Raw genomic sequence first — 15,309 nt, forward strand, 5'->3', positions numbered from 1 at the left:
GTAGGGTAAGGATCACGTCAACAAAGCAACAAGAGTTCGAAGGTGCGCCGGGAAGTCTGGTCGGCAGGTTTATTCGTCCTGCCCGCCGCCGTACCGTCCGGAGGTCCCCCTGTGGCCGCGCCCCAGTCGAACCCCTCGAACACCTCCGCCGCCCGGAAGTTCCTCGGGCGGCTCCCCTTCCCCGAGCGGACGTTCGTCGCGGACGCGCTGCGCGCCGAGACCGTCGGCGGCATCCTCCTCCTGCTCGCCGCCGTCGCCGCCCTGATCTGGGCGAACACCCCGCTCAGCGCAAGCTACGCGACGGTCCGCGACTTCCACATAGGCCCGGCCGCGCTCGGCCTGGACCTCTCCCTCCAGCACTGGGCCGCCGACGGCCTCCTCGCCATCTTCTTCTTCGTCGCCGGCGTCGAACTCAAGCGTGAGCTCGTCGCCGGCGAGCTGCGCGACCCGAAGGCCGCCGCCCTGCCCGTGGTCGCCGCGCTCTGCGGCATGATCGCCCCCGCTCTCGTCTACGTCGTGACCAACGCCGTCGGCGGCGGCTCCCTCGCCGGCTGGGCCGTCCCCACCGCCACCGACATCGCCTTCGCCCTCGCCGTCCTGGCCGTCATCGGCACCTCGCTGCCGTCCGCGCTGCGCGCCTTCCTCCTCACGCTCGCCGTCGTCGACGACCTCTTCGCGATCCTGATCATCGCGGTCTTCTTCACCAACGACCTGAACTTCGCCGCGCTCGGCGGCGCCGTCGCCGGTCTGGCCGTCTTCTGGTTCCTCCTGCGCAAGGGCGTGCGCGGCTGGTACGTGTACGTACCGCTGGCGCTGGTCATCTGGGGCCTGATGTACAACAGCGGCGTCCACGCCACCATCGCGGGCGTCGCCATGGGCCTGATGCTGCGCTGCACCCGCCACGAGGGCGAGGCGCACTCCCCCGGCGAGCACATCGAGCACCTGGTGCGGCCGGTGTCTGCCGGTCTGGCCGTCCCGCTGTTCGCGCTGTTCTCGGCCGGGGTGTCGGTCTCCGGCGACGCGCTGGGGGACGTCTTCACCGAGCCCGTGACGCTCGGTGTGGTGCTTGGCCTGGTGGTCGGCAAGGCCGTCGGCATCTTCGGCGGTACGTGGCTGACGGCCCGCTTCACCAGGGCGTCGCTCAACGAGGATCTGGCCTGGGCGGACCTCTTCGCCGTCGCCACGCTCGCCGGCATCGGCTTCACCGTCTCCCTCCTCATCGGAGAGCTCGCCTTCGCCGGGGACACGGCCCTGACCGACGAGGTCAAGGCGGCCGTCCTGATGGGCTCCCTCATCTCCGCCCTACTCGCCTCGGTCCTGCTGAAGCTGCGCGTCCGCAAGTACCAGGCGCTGCTCGAGGAGGAGGAGCGCGACGAGGACCTCAGCGGCGTGCCGGACGTGTACGAGATCGGCGACCCCGCGTACCACCTGAGGATGGCCGAGCTGTACGAGAAGAAGGCCGCCGACCACCGGCGGCAGGCGGCTGAAGCGGCCGCCGCCCGGGCCGAAGTGGCGGGGGCAACGCGCAGGGACGGCGACGGTCCGGCATGATCTGAGGTCGGACCGTAGGAGAGAAGAGGGAGCGAGACGATGAGCGACCCCGCCGGCAACGGTGCATTCGGCGCAGCTGGCACGGACCGCAGTCTCGGCCAACTGGTCGCTTCGGCGACCACCGAGCTGTCCGCGCTCGTGCACGACGAGATCGCGCTGGCCAAGGCCGAACTGCGTCAGGACGTCAAGCGCGGCGCGATGGGCGGTGCGGCCCTCAGCATCGCGGGCGTGTTCGCGCTCTTCTCGCTGCCGGTGCTGAGCTTCGCCGCCGCGTACGGCATCCACAACCTGGGGCTCGGGCTGGCCTGGTCCTTCCTGATCGTGGGCGGCGCGTACCTGGTGCTGGCGGCGCTGGCGGCGCTGCTGGCCGTGACCAAGTTCAAGAAGGTGAAGCCGCCGGAGCGGTCCATTCGCTCGGCGAAGCGGTCGGCGGCGGTGCTGGGCAACGCCAAACCGCACCCGCGGGCGGCCGCCCCCGCCCTTCCGGTCAAGGGCGAGGCCGAGGGTGTGGCACGCTCATCCGCATGACGGTCCCTGAGAGCAGCGCGGGCAGCACGAGCGGCGCAGGCAGCGCGGGCGGCCCCGGCAGCCCCGCCGGCAGTCCGGTACGGATGGACGGTCCCTGGATCCACAGGGACGTGGCGGCCAACGGGGCGCGCTTCCACATCGCCGAGATGGGCGACGGGCCGCTGGTGCTGCTGCTGCACGGCTTTCCGCAGTTCTGGTGGACGTGGCGCCACCAGCTGCCGGCCCTCGCCGACGCCGGTTTCCGCGCGGTGGCGATGGACCTGCGGGGCGTGGGCGGCAGCGACCGTACGCCGCGCGGTTACGACCCCGCCAACCTGGCCCTCGACATCACCGGTGTGGTGCGCTCGCTGGGCGAGCCGGACGCCGCCCTCGTCGGCCACGACCTCGGCGGCTACCTGGCGTGGACGGCGGCGGTGATGCGGCCGAAGCTGGTGCGGCGCCTGGTGGTGTCCTCGATGCCGCATCCGCGCCGGTGGCGCTCGGCGATGCTCTCCGACTTCGCGCAGACCCGGGCCAACTCGTACGTCTGGGGCTTCCAGCGGCCGTGGCTGCCCGAGCGTCAGCTGGTCGCGGACGACGCGGCGTTGGTGGGCCGGCTGATCCGGGACTGGTCGGGGCCGGGGGCGGACGAGCCGAACGAGGACGCGATCGACGCGTACCGGCGGGCGATGACCATCCCGTCGACGGCGCACTGCTCGATCGAGCCGTACCGGTGGATGGTGCGGTCGCTGGCCCGGCCGGACGGCATCCAGTTCAACCGGCGCATGAAGCGGCCGGTGCGGGTGCCGACGCTGCATCTGCACGGCGCGCTGGACCCGGTGATGCGTACGCGCAGCGCGGCCGGTTCGGGCGAGTACGTGGAAGCCCCGTACCGCTGGCGGCTGTTCGAGGGCCTCGGCCACTTCCCGCACGAGGAGGACCCGGTGGCCTTCTCGACCGAGCTCGTCAACTGGCTGAAGGACCCCGAGCCGGACCGGTAGGAGGTTGCACCGGAAACGGGATTGAACGGTTGTCCTACGAACAGCCAAATGCCTGGCGCATAGGCCGATTGGCCGCTCCGCGGGCGGTTACCGACCTTGGGGCCCGGGCAGAGGTCCGGGTATGGGCTGGACGCACGACTACGCTGACGCAGCACGCAACCGCCGCTCCGCCTCGGCCTCCGCGCCGAACCCGCAGAGGAGCGGCCCGCAGGGCCAGGGACCCGATCCCCGCCTCGGGATCTCCCTCATCCTGCGCCGCCGGGCCCGCTGGGTCTCGGCCCGGCTGCGGCACACGCACCTGAGCCCACGCGACTGAGTCCGCGAGGCCGAGCCCTCGCGGCCGAGCCCTCGCGGCCGAGCCCTCGCGGCCGAGCCCTCGCGGTCGAGCCGGCAGGCACGGCTCGGCGCGGGGCTCGGTTCGCGGCTCAGAGCGCGCAGGCCTGGCTGTCGACCTGCTGGTTGGCGGTGCGGCCGCGCGCGATGTCGTCGCGGATCTCGTCGACCGTCAGGGCGTAACCGGTGTTCACGTCGTCCAGGGACCTCGCGAAGATGACGCCGTAGACCTTGCCGTCCGGGGTGAGCAGCGGGCCGCCGGAGTTGCCCTGGCGGACGGTCGCGAAGAGCGAGTACACATCGCGGCGCACCTCGTCGCGGTGGTAGATGTCCGGGCCGTTGGCGTTGATCCGGCCGCGGACGCGCGCGGAGCGGACGTCGTACGCGCCGTTCTCCGGGAAGCCCGCGACGATGGCGCTGTCCCCGCTGACCGCGTCCGTGTCCGTGAACTGCAGCGGTGTCGCCTTCAGGTCCGGTACGTCGAGGACGGCGATGTCGCGCTGCCAGTCGTACAGGACCACCCGCGCGTCGTACAGCCGTCCCTGACCGCCTATCTGGACGGTCGGTTCGTCGACTCCGCCCACCACGTGGGCGTTGGTCATCACACGGCGCTCCGCGAAGACGAAGCCGGTGCCTTCGAGGACCTTGCCGCAGCCCTGGGCCGTACCGACGACCTTGACGATGGACTTCTGCGCGCGGGCCGCCACCGGGCTGCCGGCGAGCGCCGGGTCCGGCGGGCTCACCTCCGTGATGGGCTCGTTGGCGAACGGGCTGAAGACCTGCGGGAAGCCGTTCTGCGCCAGGACGGAGGAGAAGTCGGCGAACCAGGTCGACGCCTCGGCCGGCATCACGCGCGAGACACCGAGCAGCACCTTGGAGTTGCGGACCTCCTTGCCGAGCGTCGGCAGGGACGTACCGGCGAGGGCGGAGCCGATCAGCCAGGCGACCAGCAGCATCGCCACCACGTTGACGAGGGCGCCGCCGGTGGCGTCGAGGGCGCGCGCGGGCGACCAGGTGATGTGCCGGCGGAGCTTGTTGCCCAGGTGGGTGGTGAAGGCCTGGCCCACGGAGGCGCAGACGATGACGATGACGACGGCGACGATCGCGGCGGTCGTCGAGACCTTGGCGTCGTCCGTCAGCGGTCCCCAGGCGAGCGGAAGCAGGTAGACCGCGACGAGGCCGCCGCCGAGGAAACCGATCACCGACAGGATTCCGACGACGAAGCCCTGACGGTAGCCAACGATCGCGAACCAGACGGCGGCGACCAGCAACAGGATGTCCAGCACGTTCACCGTCATTAGCCTCGCAGATTCGTCTCCGGCCACCCGGACCGGCCTCGGAGCGGAGTCATCAGCCTGTCATGAGCGCCAGTCGAGCGGGACCTGCCTGGTGCGGTCCCAGGGGCGCTCCCAGCCGGCGAAGTGGGCGATGCGGTCGATGACGCCGGCGGTGAAGCCCCACACGAGGGCGGATTCGACCAGGAATGCCGGGCCGTGGTGGCCGCTGGGGTGGATAGCCGTGGCACGGTTGGCCGGGTCCGTGAGATCCGCCACGGGCACCGTGAAGACGCGGGCGGTCTCGGCCGGGTCGACGGCGCGGAACGGGCTCGGGGACCGCCACCAGCCGAGGACGGGCGTCACGACGAAGCCGCTCACCGGGATGTAGAGGCGCGGCAGCACGCCGAAGATCTGTACGCCGGCGGGGTCGAGGCCCGTCTCCTCCTCCGCCTCGCGCAGCGCGGCGCGCAGGGGACCGGTGGTGGCCGGGTCGCCGTCCTCGGGGTCGAGGGCGCCGCCGGGGAACGACGGCTGGCCGGCGTGCGAGCGCAGGCTGCCGGCGCGCTCCATGAGGAGCAGCTCGGGGCCGCGGTCGCCCTCGCCGAAGAGGATGAGCACGGCGGCCTGGCGGCCCCCCTCCTCGGGCGGCAGGAACCGGCTCAGCTGCTCGGGCGCGATGGTGCGGGCCGCGCGGGCGAGGGGCCGCAGCCACGCGGGCAGCCCCTCGTCACTGACGGCCACCGCCGTGCCGGCCGTACCGGCCCATCCGGACGTACCGGCCTTGCCGGCGTGTCCTCCGCCCTCCTGCCGGGCGTCCTGCTCAGCGCGTGTCATAGGCACCCCCGGCTTTCCCAACGCGTTCCGGCCCCTGGTTCGTTCCGTCACCGTCCGTCACGCGTTCCGTCACGCGCACCGCCACCCGTACGGTCACTCGTCATCGCCCGTGCCGAGCGGGGCCGCGGGCCGTCCCGGATAGTCCGGCGGCGGGGCCAGGCGCTGGCCGGGAAGGCCGCCCATCTCGTACTTCAGCAGCTTCTTCGCCTTCTCCGGGTCCGTCTCGCCCTCGCCGTACGACGGGCAGAGCGGCGCGATGGGGCAGGCGCCGCAGGCGGGCTTGCGGGAGTGGCAGATCCGGCGGCCGTGGAAGATCACGCGGTGGGAGAGCATCGTCCAGTCGGACTTCGGGAAGATCGCGCAGATCTCCTCCTCGACCTTCTCCGGGTCCTCCTGCTCCGTCCACTTCCAGCGGCGCACGAGGCGGCCGAAGTGGGTGTCCACGGTGATGCCCGGTACCCCGAAGGCGTTGCCCAGGACCACGTTGGCGGTCTTGCGGCCCACGCCGGGCAGGGTGACGAGGTCCTCCAGGCGGCCGGGGACCTCGCCGCCGAAGGTGTCCCGGAGCGCCGTGGAGAGCCCGATCAGGGACTTCGCCTTGGCGCGGAAGAAGCCGGTCGGCCGGATCAGCTCCTCCAGCTCCTCGGGCACGGCGGCGGCCATGTCCTCGGGCGTCGGGTACTTCGCGAAGAGCGCCGGGGTCGTCTGGTTGACGCGGAGGTCGGTCGTCTGGGCCGACAGGACGGTCGCGACGAGCAGCTCGAAGGGGTTGCGGAAGTCGAGCTCGGGATGGGCGTACGGATACACCTCGGCGAGCTCGCGGTTGATCCGCCGCGCCCGCCGCACCATCGCCAGCCGCGACTCGCCCTTGCCCGCGCCCTTCGCCGTCCCGGCGGCCTTCACCGCTCCGGCAGCCTTAGATGGCGCGGCCTTGGACGGCGTGCGAGCGGGCTTGCCCGCGGCGGTCGGCTCGGCAGACGACCGCCCGCGGGACGAACCGCCCGATTTGCTTGCCTTTGTCGTTTTTTTCGATGAAGGCGACGCGTGTTCGCCCACAGCGGAATTCTGTTCCCCGGACACTCTCCCGGCCCCCTTGGCCTGCGCTCTCACCGGCGAATTGGACACCCGGCCAGCCTAAGCGCCGACACCGACATCCGCCCCGGGCACAGGCGATCACGACCCAATCGGGGCCCTGCCGCACGGACACGCGTACCAGTGCGTCAAACTTGTTGTGATTGATCGCACTGTTTTACCGTCCGGCATCATGGGACCCAACGTCCCTGAGCAGGTCGACATAGGAGAGAACTCGTGGACGACGTTCTGCGGCGCGCCCCGCTCTTCGCGGCGCTCGATGACGAGCAGGCCGCGGAGCTCCGCGCCTCGATGAGTGAGGTGACGCTCGCCCGTGGCGACGCGCTCTTCCACGAAGGCGACCCGGGCGATCGGCTCTACGTGGTCACCGAGGGCAAGGTGAAGCTGCACCGCACCTCCCCCGACGGGCGCGAGAACATGCTCGCCGTCCTGGGCCCCGGCGAGCTGATCGGCGAGCTGTCCCTCTTCGACCCGGGCCCGCGCACCGCCACCGCGACCGCGCTGACCGAGGTCAAGCTCCTGGGCCTCGGCCACGGCGACCTCCAGCCCTGGCTGAACGCCCGCCCCGAGGTGGCCAGCGCCCTGCTGCGCGCCGTCGCGCGGCGCCTGCGCAAGACCAACGACCAGATGTCGGACCTGGTCTTCTCCGACGTGCCGGGCCGCGTCGCCCGCGCGCTCCTGGACCTGTCGCGCCGCTTCGGCGTGCAGTCCGAGGAGGGCATCCACGTGGTGCACGACCTCACCCAGGAGGAGCTGGCCCAGCTCGTCGGCGCCTCCCGCGAGACGGTCAACAAGGCCCTCGCCGACTTCGCCGGCCGCGGCTGGCTCCGTCTGGAGGCCCGCGCCGTGATCCTGCTGGACGTGGAGCGGCTCGCCAAGCGCTCGCGCTGACCCACGCGCCAGTACGCGCCGCGCCAGTACCCCGTTCGTACGAAAGGGCCGCCCCGCGATCCGCGGGGCGGCCCTTCGTGCGTCCGGCGCGTCGCGCCGTCACGTCACTTCTTCGTGCCGTCCACGATCAGCGGGTTCCCGCTCCCGCCACCGCACGGCACGGCGTACACCGGCTGCTTCGCGGCCGCCTCCTTGAAGGCGTCGATGCACTGGTTCAGCAGGACCTTGTCCGTGAGCGAGTCGCTGAGGATCTTGTTCGCCTTCGCGATGCCCTCCGCCTCGACCCGGCGGCGCTCCGCCTCCGCCTTCGCCGTGAGCGCGGCCTCGGTGGCCCGCTCCGTCGCCTGCTGCTGCTGGATCTTGCGGTCGATCTGGCCCTGGAGCTGGTCCGACGGCTTCACGTTCCGCAGGTTGACCGTCGTCACGGCGATGCCGCGCGGGGCGAGCCGCTCCTCGATGAGGTCGCCGATCTCCGCGTTGATCTTCTCGCGGGCCGACGCGTACCCCTCCTCGCTCGTGTGACGTGCGAAGACGTTACGGATGATCTCCCGGCTGTCCGGGAAGACCAGCCGCTGCTGGATCGCCTCCTCGCTGCCGGCCAGCTTGTACAGCTCGACGGCCTTGGCCGGGGTGACGGACCACTTCACCGTCACCTCCGCGTACATCACGCCGCCCTGCGACGAGCGGACCTCGACCACGTCCTTGTCGGAGAGGTTCAGGTCCACCGGGCGCGTCGAGAAGGTGGTGACGTTCGTGAACGGCGAGGTGAAGTTCATGCCGGACGTCATCGGCGAGCCGACCTTGCCGAAGGTGACCGGTACGCCGACCTCGTACGCGCTGATGACGTGCAGGCAACTGCTCAGCGCCGCGAACAGCCCGGCGAGCAGCGCCCCGGCCGCGCCGAGCGTGAGGCCGCGCCGGTCGCTGCCGCGGCCGACGAAGAAGAGCACCGCCGCCGCTATGAGCAGCAGGATGGACAGGATGAACACGTGGATTCCCCCCATGGCCAGGCCCCAGGAACGAGCCGAGTAAGCGGAGGGTAAAGCATCGGCCCGAGACCACTCACCCGAGCCCGAGCCCGCCCGACCCCGCGCCCGAGCCCGGGCCTCGCGGCGCGGTTCAGATCAGGCCGTGGTCGCTCAGGTACTCCAGCTGGGCCCGTACCGACAGCTCGGCCGCCGGCCACAGCGAACGGTCCACGTCCGCGTAGACGTGCGCCACGACCTCCTGGGCGGTCCGGTAGCCGTTCTCGACGGCCGTCTCCACCTGGGCGAGCCGGCTCGCGCGGTGGGCCAGGTAGTACTCGACCGCCCCCTGGGCGTCCTCCAGCACCGGCCCGTGCCCCGGCAGCACCGTGTGGACCCCGTCGTCGACCGTCAGCGAGCGCAGCCGCCGCAGGGAGTCCAGGTAGTCGCCGAGGCGGCCGTCCGGGTGCGCCACCATCGTCGTACCGCGCCCCAGGATGGTGTCGCCGGTCAGCACGGCGCGGTCGGCCGGGAGGTGGAAGCTGAGCGAGTCGGCGGTGTGGCCGGGCGTCGGTACGACGCGCAGCTCCAGGCCCCCGACCTCGACCACCTCGCCCGCCCGGAGCCCCTCGTCGCCGAGGCGCAGCGCCGGGTCCAGGGCCCGTACCGGCGTGCCGGTCAGCTCGGCGAAGCGGCCCGCGCCCTCCGCGTGGTCGGCGTGGCCGTGCGTGAGGAGTGTGAGCGCGACGCGCTTGCCCATCCGCTCGGTCGTCTCGACGACCCGCGACAGATGGCCCTCGTCGAGCGGCCCGGGGTCGACGACCACGGCGAGCGCGGAGTCCGGCTCGGACAGGATCCAGGTGTTCGTGCCGTCGAGGGTCATCGCGGACGGGTTGGGCGCGAGCACGTTGACGGCGCGTCGGGTCGCGGGGCCGGAGATCACGGCTCCGCGCGGCTGTCCGGGAAGCGCGGCGGCGTCGGTCATGCGGAAGGCCCCCCTGTCGGCGTCTGCGTGGACACCCGCTTGGTGAACTCGTCGTGGCCCGGCCAGCTCAGGATCACCTGGTCGCCTTCCAGGCGCGCCTCGGCCAGTACGGGCGTGAGGTCCTGGTCCCGGGCCGCGGCGAGGGCGGCGGCGGGCGTGGTGGCGTACCGCGCGAGGGCGCGCAGCGTGGCGATGGTCGGGGGCATCATCAGCAGCTCGCCCCGGTCGTACCCGGCCGCCGCGTCCGCCGGGCGGATCCACACCGTGCGGTCGGCCTCGGTGGAGGCGTTCCGGGTGCGCTGGCCCTCGGGCAGGGCGGCCACGAAGAACCAGGTGTCGTAGCGGCGCGGCTCGAACTCCGGGGTGATCCAGCGCGCCCACGCCCCGAGGAGGTCGGAGCGGAGCACCAGCCCGCGCCGGTCCAGGAACTCGGCGAAGGCCAGCTCCCGGGCCACCAGGGCCGCCCGGTCCGCCTCCCAGTCGTCGCCCGTGGTGTCGGCGACGACGGAGCCGGCCGTCGGCCCCGCGAGGAGGACGCCCGCCTCCTCGTACGTCTCGCGCACCGCCGCGCACACGACGGCCTGCGCCTCGGCGGGGTCCGCGACCCCGAGGCGGGCCGCCCAGTCGGCGGGGGACGGGCCCGCCCAGCGCACCGGGGTCCGGTCGCGGGGGTCGACACCGCCGCCGGGGTACGCGTACGCGCCGCCCGCGAACGCCATGGACGTACGCCGGCGGAGCATGTGGACCTGCGTGCCCTCGGCGCCGTGAGTGCCGTGGGCGTCGTCGCGCAGGAGCATCACGGTCGCGGCCCGCTTCGGGGGCACGACCACGAGGGACCCGTCGGCGAGCGCGCGGATGCGGTCGGGCCACTCCGGTGGGTACCACTGACCATTGGACATGGCCGGATGCTATGCGCATCCGGCCCGATGTTCGAGAGGAACCCGTCAGCCCAGGGGGCCGCCTCCGGTAAGACTCCGGTCAGGCCCCCGGTCCGTCCTCCGGTCCGGCGTCCGGTCAGTCCTGGACGAGCTCGACCTGGATCTCGACCTCGACCGGCGCGTCCAGCGGCAGCACCGCGACGCCCACCGCGCTGCGCGCGTGCACGCCCTTGTCGCCGAGCACCTCGCCCAGCAGCTCGCTCGCGCCGTTGAGCACGGCCGGCTGCCCGGTGAAGTCCGGCGCGGAGGCGACGAACCCGACGACCTTCACGACGCGGGCGATGCGGTCCAGGTCCCCGGCGACCGACTTGACGGCCGCCAGCGCGTTGAGCGCGCAGATGCGCGCGAGCTCCTTGGCCTCCTCGGGCGTGACCTCGCCGCCCACCTTGCCGGTGACCGGAAGCTTGCCCTCCACCATCGGGAGCTGGCCCGCCGTGTACACGTACACGCCCGACTGGACGGCCGGCTGGTACGCCGCCAGCGGCGGCACGACCTGGGGCAGCGTCAGGCCGAGCTCGGCGAGCGTCGCCTCGACACGGCCCGTCACGCCTTCTCCCGCTTCAGGTACGCCACGAGCTGCTCGGGGTTGTTCGGTCCCGGCACGACCTGGACGAGCTCCCAGCCGTCCTCGCCCCAGGTGTCCAGGATCTGCTTGGTCGCGTGCACGAGAAGCGGCACAGTCGCGTATTCCCACTTGGTCATGGTGCCGACTGTAGCCGCTGCCACCGACGGCGACGGCGCCAAGGGCAGCCTCCTGCTTGCCGTGCCGGGGCACTGGTTAGGCTCGAAGGCGTGAGCAGGCTCCAGGTCGTCAGCGGCAAGGGCGGTACCGGTAAGACGACGGTCGCCGCCGCCCTCGCGCTCGCCCTCGCGACCGAGGGCAGGCGGACCCTCCTCGTGGAGGTCGAAGGCAGACAGGGCATCGCACAACTCTTCGAAACGGAGGCGCTTCCGTACGAGGAGCGCAAGATCGCCGTCGCGCCGGGCGGCGGCGAGGTGTACGCGCTGGCCATCGACGCCGAGCGCGCCCTCCTCGACTACCTCCAGATGTTCTACAAACTCGGCTCGGCCGGGCGGGCGCTGAAGAAGCTCGGCGCCATCGACTTCGCGACCACCATCGCCCCCGGCGTACGCGACGTCCTGCTGACCGGCAAGGCGTGCGAGGCGGTACGCCGCCGGGAGAAGCACGGCGGGTTCACGTACGACTACGTCGTCATGGACGCCCCGCCCACCGGGCGCATCACCCGGTTCCTGAACGTCAACGACGAGGTGGCCGGGCTCGCGCGCATCGGGCCGATACACAACCAGGCGCAGGCCGTGATGCGGGTCCTGAAGTCCCCGGAGACGGCCGTGCACCTGGTGACCCTGCTGGAGGAGATGCCCGTCCAGGAGACCGCGGACGGCATCGCCGAGCTGCGCGACGCCTCGCTCCCGGTCGGCAACGTCATCGTCAACATGGTCCGCCCGCACGTCCTGGACGAGCACGCGGTACGGGCGGCCGCCGGCGACCACCGCAAGGACATCGCCAAGGCGCTCGCCGCCGCGGGCGTGAGCGCCCCGACCCGGCTGGTCACCCCGCTCCTCGACCAGGCCGCCGAGCACGCGCGCCGGGTGGAGCTGGAGCGGGAGCAGCGCGAGGTGCTGGCGAAGCTTCAGGTCCCGTTGTACGAACTGCCCTTCTTGGGGGAGGGCGTCGACATCGCCGGGCTGTACCGGCTGGCCAAGGACGTACGCGAGCAGCTTGGGGGGACCGCATGACCCTGGACCCGGCCCCGGCCCTGGAGGTCGATCCGCTCCTCGACGACCCGGCGACGCGGATCATCGTGTGCTGCGGCGCGGGCGGCGTCGGCAAGACGACGACCGCGGCGGCCCTGGGCGTACGGGCGGCGGAGCGCGGCCGCAAGGTGGTCGTGCTGACCATCGACCCGGCCCGCCGGCTCGCCCAGTCGATGGGCATCGACCAGCTCGACAACGTGCCGCGGCGCGTCGACGGCATCAAGGGCGACGGCGAGCTGCACGCGATGATGCTCGACATGAAGCGCACCTTCGACGACATCGTCGAGGCGCACGCGGACCCGGAGCGGGCCCGCGCGATTCTGGGCAACCCCTTCTACCAGTCCCTGTCGGCCGGTTTCGCGGGCACGCAGGAGTACATGGCGATGGAGAAGCTGGGGCAGCTGCGGGCGCGCGACGAGTGGGACCTGATCGTGGTCGACACGCCGCCGTCCCGCTCGGCGCTGGACTTCCTGGACGCGCCGAAGCGGTTGGGGTCCTTCCTGGACGGGACGTTCATCAAGCTGCTGATGGCGCCCGCGAAGGTGGGCGGCCGGGCCGGGATGAAGTTCCTGAACGTCGGCATGTCGATGATGACGGGGACCCTGGGCAAGCTGCTCGGCGGCCAGCTGCTGCGCGACGTACAGACCTTCGTGGCGGCGATGGACACGATGTTCGGCGGGTTCCGTACGCGGGCGGACGCCACCTACCGGCTGCTCCAGGCGCCGGGCACGGCCTTCCTGGTGGTGGCCGCGCCCGAGCGGGACGCGCTGCGCGAGGCGGCGTACTTCGTGGAGCGGCTGGCGGCGGAGGAGATGCCGCTGGCCGGTCTGGTCCTCAACCGGGTCCACGGGAGCGGTGCCGCGCGGCTGTCGGCCGAGCGGGCGCTGGCCGCGGCGGAGGTCCTGGACGGGGAGCCCGCGGACGCGGCGGAAAATCTTGACGAGAGCCGCATTGTGGATCAGGGGCACGGGAAGACTGGTCTTCGTGGCGGCCACGACACCGGCCACGACACCGGCCAGGACAACGGCCACGACACCGGTCAGGACGACGGCCACGCCGCCGGCCGCCCAGCGGCCGCCTCTCCCGAGCCATCCCCACCCCCCGCGTCATCCGCGTCATCCGCCGAGGTTTCGCCTGCCGTCGCCCAGGTGACGGCCGGTCTGCTCCGCCTGCACGCCGAGCGCATGCAGGTGCTCGCGCGCGAGCGCCGCACGCGTGACCGCTTCGCCGCGCTGCACCCGGAGGTGGCGGTGGCCGAAGTGGCCGCTCTGCCCGGCGACGTACACGACCTCGCGGGTCTTCGCGCCATCGGCGACCGACTGGCGGGCACCAAGGGCACGCTCTAGCGCCCGGTGGGCCCACGTGGGCCCTCGGACTCCCGGCCCTCCGGTCCTCCGGCCCTCCGTTCGTCGGAGCCGGACTGCCGGTGGCCAGCCGGTGCTAGCCCACAGCGGCGTACGACTCGTACGTCTCGTCATCGTTCAGCGCGACCGGCAGGATGCCCGCGCTGCGCTCGTACTCCGTGCGCGCGGTCTCCAGGAGCCGGCGCCACGAGGTGACGGTCGGGCGCCGGCGCAGCAACGCGCGCCGCTCACGCTCCGTCATACCGCCCCACACGCCGAACTCGACGCGGTTGTCCAGCGCGTCGGCCAGGCACTCGGTCCGCACCGGACACCCGGTGCACACCGCCTTGGCCCTGTTCTGCGCCGCTCCTTGTACGAAAAGTTCATCCGGATCGGTAGTGCGGCAGGCCGCCTGCGCACTCCAGTCAGCTACCCAGCCCATACCGGCGCCGTCCTCTCCCGAATCGAGGCTCCCCCACGGCGGCGAGCGGCATATTCACCGCCGCCAGTTGAGGACGTTACGGAAGGTGGACACAGCGCAACACCCCCTTCGGGCCCAATCTTGAATGGCCCGAACGGACTATGCGTACGCGGCAGATCACCCAGGGGAGTGACCGATGGACATATCCCTCTCATCCCCCACAACACGACATGTCCGTTGATCAACAACGGGCGTCCGCTGACGCATACGACGGAAACGGACATCGCCCGGCGGAGAGCTCGACGAGTGGGGCGGGGTGAGGCTCCTTCGGTGGTCCGCCGAAAGAACCGCGACTGCTGTGACAGTTGTGACCAGCTTAGGCCAAGGCATATACGCGTGTCCGGCGAATGAGAACGTAGGCTGCTGCCATGCCAAAGAAGCGCTCGGGCGGAGGCCTGACCGGCACCCAGCAGGCCGCCAAGTTCCTCGGTGTCAGCGTGCTCTCCGGAGCCGTACTGGCGGGCATCGCATTGCCCGCCTTCGGCGTGCTGGGACTCGCGGCGAAGGGGACGGTCCAGGGGTTCGACGAGATCCCGGCCGACCTGAAGCGGCCGCCGCTGAGCCAGCGCACCACGATCCTCGACGCGGAGGGTGGCCAGATCGCCACCGTCTACTCGCGCGACCGCACGGTCGTGGAGCTCAAGGACATCTCCCCGTACATGCAGAACGCGATCGTCGCGGTCGAGGACGCGCGCTTCTACGAGCACGGCGCCATCGACCTCAAGGGCGTGCTGCGCGCACTCAACCGCAACGCCCAGTCGGGCGGTGTGGCGCAGGGCGCCTCGACGCTGACGCAGCAGTACGTGAAGAACGTCTTCGTGGAGGAGGCCGGTGACGACCCCGACAAGGTCGCGCAGGCCACGCAGCAGACGCTCGGCCGCAAGATCCAGGAGCTGAAGTACGCGATCCAGGTGGAGGAGGAGCTCGGAAAGAAGAAGATCCTCGAGAACTACCTCAACATCACCTTCTTCGGGCAGCAGGCGTACGGCGTCGAGGCCGCGGCCAAGCGCTACTTCTCCAAGTCCGCCAAGGACCTGAACCTGGAGGAGTCCGCGATGCTCGCCGGCCTCGTCCAGTCGCCGAGCCGCTACGACCCCGTCAACGACGTGGAGGAGGCGACCAAGCGCCGCAACGTCGTACTGCAGCGCATGGCGGCCGTCGGCGACATCAGCCAGGCGGAGGCCGACCGCGCGAAGGCCACCCCGATCAAGCTGAAGGTCAGCAAGCCGAAGAACGGCTGCATCACCGCCGTCGACGGCGCGGGCTTCTTCTGCGACTACGTACGCGAGGCCTTCCTCTCCAGCCCGGTCTTCGGGAAGGACCGGGAGGAGCGCA

General features: G+C 71.8%; 17 protein-coding genes. 8 read left to right on the forward strand and 9 right to left on the reverse strand.

Going from position 1 to position 15,309, the window contains the following annotated elements:
* Positions 1 to 111: 111 nt before the first annotated feature.
* The 4 genes from nhaA (at position 112) to ABZX67_RS19485 (ending at position 3,375) form a co-directional block, all read left to right on the forward strand.
* Positions 112 to 1,551 carry a Na+/H+ antiporter NhaA gene (nhaA, locus tag ABZX67_RS19470; RefSeq protein ID WP_355361719.1) on the forward strand — a complete coding sequence of 480 codons (1,440 nt, stop codon included), beginning with the start codon at positions 112 to 114 and terminating at the stop codon, positions 1,549 to 1,551.
* 39 nt (positions 1,552 to 1,590) lie between these two features.
* Positions 1,591 to 2,079, forward strand: a complete 489-nt coding sequence (locus tag ABZX67_RS19475; RefSeq protein WP_355361721.1) for a phage holin family protein — start codon at positions 1,591 to 1,593, stop codon at positions 2,077 to 2,079.
* Positions 2,076 to 3,059, forward strand: coding sequence for an alpha/beta hydrolase (locus tag ABZX67_RS19480; protein ID WP_355361723.1), 984 nt, complete (start codon positions 2,076 to 2,078; stop codon positions 3,057 to 3,059). Before ABZX67_RS19475 ends, ABZX67_RS19480 begins: the two co-directional genes overlap by 4 nt.
* 121 nt (positions 3,060 to 3,180) lie before the next feature.
* Positions 3,181 to 3,375, forward strand: a complete 195-nt coding sequence (locus ABZX67_RS19485) for a hypothetical protein (protein ID WP_355361725.1) — start codon at positions 3,181 to 3,183, stop codon at positions 3,373 to 3,375.
* A 109-nt stretch (positions 3,376 to 3,484) separates the two neighbouring features.
* On the opposite strand, the gene ABZX67_RS19490 is transcribed toward ABZX67_RS19485, so the two are convergent.
* The 3 genes from ABZX67_RS19490 to nth all read right to left on the reverse strand — a co-directional run bounded on the left by ABZX67_RS19490 (position 3,485) and on the right by nth (position 6,628).
* On the reverse strand, positions 3,485 to 4,684 hold the full coding sequence (locus ABZX67_RS19490; protein WP_355361727.1) for a MarP family serine protease: 1,200 nt from the start codon (positions 4,682 to 4,684) through the stop codon (positions 3,485 to 3,487).
* Between the two features lie 66 nt (positions 4,685 to 4,750).
* On the reverse strand, positions 4,751 to 5,503 hold the full coding sequence (locus tag ABZX67_RS19495) for a CoA pyrophosphatase (protein ID WP_355361729.1): 753 nt from the start codon (positions 5,501 to 5,503) through the stop codon (positions 4,751 to 4,753).
* Positions 5,504 to 5,596: 93 nt separating this feature from the next.
* Positions 5,597 to 6,628 carry an endonuclease III gene (nth, locus tag ABZX67_RS19500; RefSeq protein ID WP_355361731.1) on the reverse strand — a complete coding sequence of 344 codons (1,032 nt, stop codon included), beginning with the start codon at positions 6,626 to 6,628 and terminating at the stop codon, positions 5,597 to 5,599.
* A 183-nt stretch (positions 6,629 to 6,811) separates the two neighbouring features.
* On the opposite strand from nth, the gene ABZX67_RS19505 reads away from it, so the two are divergent.
* Positions 6,812 to 7,486, forward strand: a complete 675-nt coding sequence (locus tag ABZX67_RS19505; RefSeq protein ID WP_010473292.1) for a Crp/Fnr family transcriptional regulator — start codon at positions 6,812 to 6,814, stop codon at positions 7,484 to 7,486.
* 104 nt (positions 7,487 to 7,590) lie between these two features.
* Here the strand turns inward: ABZX67_RS19505 and ABZX67_RS19510 are convergent, their stop codons facing one another.
* From ABZX67_RS19510 to ABZX67_RS19530, 5 genes are all read right to left on the reverse strand, one after another.
* Positions 7,591 to 8,475, reverse strand: a complete 885-nt coding sequence (locus ABZX67_RS19510; protein ID WP_355361758.1) for a prohibitin family protein — start codon at positions 8,473 to 8,475, stop codon at positions 7,591 to 7,593.
* A gap of 130 nt (positions 8,476 to 8,605) precedes the next feature.
* Positions 8,606 to 9,436, reverse strand: a complete 831-nt coding sequence (locus tag ABZX67_RS19515; protein ID WP_355361734.1) for an MBL fold metallo-hydrolase — start codon at positions 9,434 to 9,436, stop codon at positions 8,606 to 8,608.
* A complete protein-coding gene (locus ABZX67_RS19520) occupies positions 9,433 to 10,335 on the reverse strand; it encodes an NUDIX hydrolase (RefSeq protein WP_355361736.1) in 903 nt (300 codons plus the stop codon). Before ABZX67_RS19520 ends, ABZX67_RS19515 begins: the two co-directional genes overlap by 4 nt.
* A gap of 115 nt (positions 10,336 to 10,450) precedes the next feature.
* Positions 10,451 to 10,921, reverse strand: a complete 471-nt coding sequence (locus ABZX67_RS19525) for a RidA family protein (RefSeq protein ID WP_355361738.1) — start codon at positions 10,919 to 10,921, stop codon at positions 10,451 to 10,453.
* Entirely contained in the window at positions 10,918 to 11,076 is a 159-nt protein-coding gene (locus ABZX67_RS19530; RefSeq protein ID WP_003967454.1) for a DUF4177 domain-containing protein, read from the reverse strand. Before ABZX67_RS19530 ends, ABZX67_RS19525 begins: the two co-directional genes overlap by 4 nt.
* Positions 11,077 to 11,166: 90 nt before the next feature.
* On the opposite strand from ABZX67_RS19530, the gene ABZX67_RS19535 reads away from it, so the two are divergent.
* Together ABZX67_RS19535 and ABZX67_RS19540 are read left to right on the forward strand one after the other, a co-directional pair.
* A complete protein-coding gene (locus tag ABZX67_RS19535; protein ID WP_355361740.1) occupies positions 11,167 to 12,132 on the forward strand; it encodes an ArsA-related P-loop ATPase in 966 nt (321 codons plus the stop codon).
* Positions 12,129 to 13,496, forward strand: a complete 1,368-nt coding sequence (locus tag ABZX67_RS19540; RefSeq protein WP_355361742.1) for an ArsA family ATPase — start codon at positions 12,129 to 12,131, stop codon at positions 13,494 to 13,496. Before ABZX67_RS19535 ends, ABZX67_RS19540 begins: the two co-directional genes overlap by 4 nt.
* 94 nt (positions 13,497 to 13,590) lie before the next feature.
* Here the strand turns inward: ABZX67_RS19540 and ABZX67_RS19545 are convergent, their stop codons facing one another.
* Positions 13,591 to 13,935: a WhiB family transcriptional regulator gene (locus ABZX67_RS19545; protein ID WP_355361744.1), complete on the reverse strand. Its 345-nt coding sequence runs from the start codon at positions 13,933 to 13,935 to the stop codon at positions 13,591 to 13,593.
* 407 nt (positions 13,936 to 14,342) lie between these two features.
* Here ABZX67_RS19545 and ABZX67_RS19550 point away from each other — a divergent pair.
* The coding region (locus ABZX67_RS19550) for a biosynthetic peptidoglycan transglycosylase (RefSeq protein WP_355361746.1) at positions 14,343 to 15,309 on the forward strand (967 nt) is incomplete at its 3' end.

Source organism: Streptomyces sp. NPDC003036 (genome assembly GCF_040611175.1).
Classification (GTDB): Bacteria; Actinomycetota; Actinomycetes; order Streptomycetales; family Streptomycetaceae; genus Streptomyces.

Bases quoted from the DNA above. Each gene is read 5' to 3' on its own strand.
- ABZX67_RS19475 (WP_355361721.1), top strand. From the start codon at position 1,591: ATGAGCGACCCCGCCGGCAACGGTGCATTCGGCGCAGCTGGCACGGAC.
- ABZX67_RS19480 (WP_355361723.1), top strand. From the start codon at position 2,076: ATGACGGTCCCTGAGAGCAGCGCGGGCAGCACGAGCGGCGCAGGCAGC.
- ABZX67_RS19485 (WP_355361725.1), top strand. From the start codon at position 3,181: ATGGGCTGGACGCACGACTACGCTGACGCAGCACGCAACCGCCGCTCC.
- ABZX67_RS19495 (WP_355361729.1), bottom strand. From the start codon at position 5,503: ATGACACGCGCTGAGCAGGACGCCCGGCAGGAGGGCGGAGGACACGCC.
- ABZX67_RS19515 (WP_355361734.1), bottom strand. From the start codon at position 9,436: ATGACCGACGCCGCCGCGCTTCCCGGACAGCCGCGCGGAGCCGTGATC.
- ABZX67_RS19520 (WP_355361736.1), bottom strand. From the start codon at position 10,335: ATGTCCAATGGTCAGTGGTACCCACCGGAGTGGCCCGACCGCATCCGC.
- ABZX67_RS19530 (WP_003967454.1), bottom strand. From the start codon at position 11,076: ATGACCAAGTGGGAATACGCGACTGTGCCGCTTCTCGTGCACGCGACC.
- ABZX67_RS19540 (WP_355361742.1), top strand. From the start codon at position 12,129: ATGACCCTGGACCCGGCCCCGGCCCTGGAGGTCGATCCGCTCCTCGAC.
- ABZX67_RS19545 (WP_355361744.1), bottom strand. From the start codon at position 13,935: ATGGGCTGGGTAGCTGACTGGAGTGCGCAGGCGGCCTGCCGCACTACC.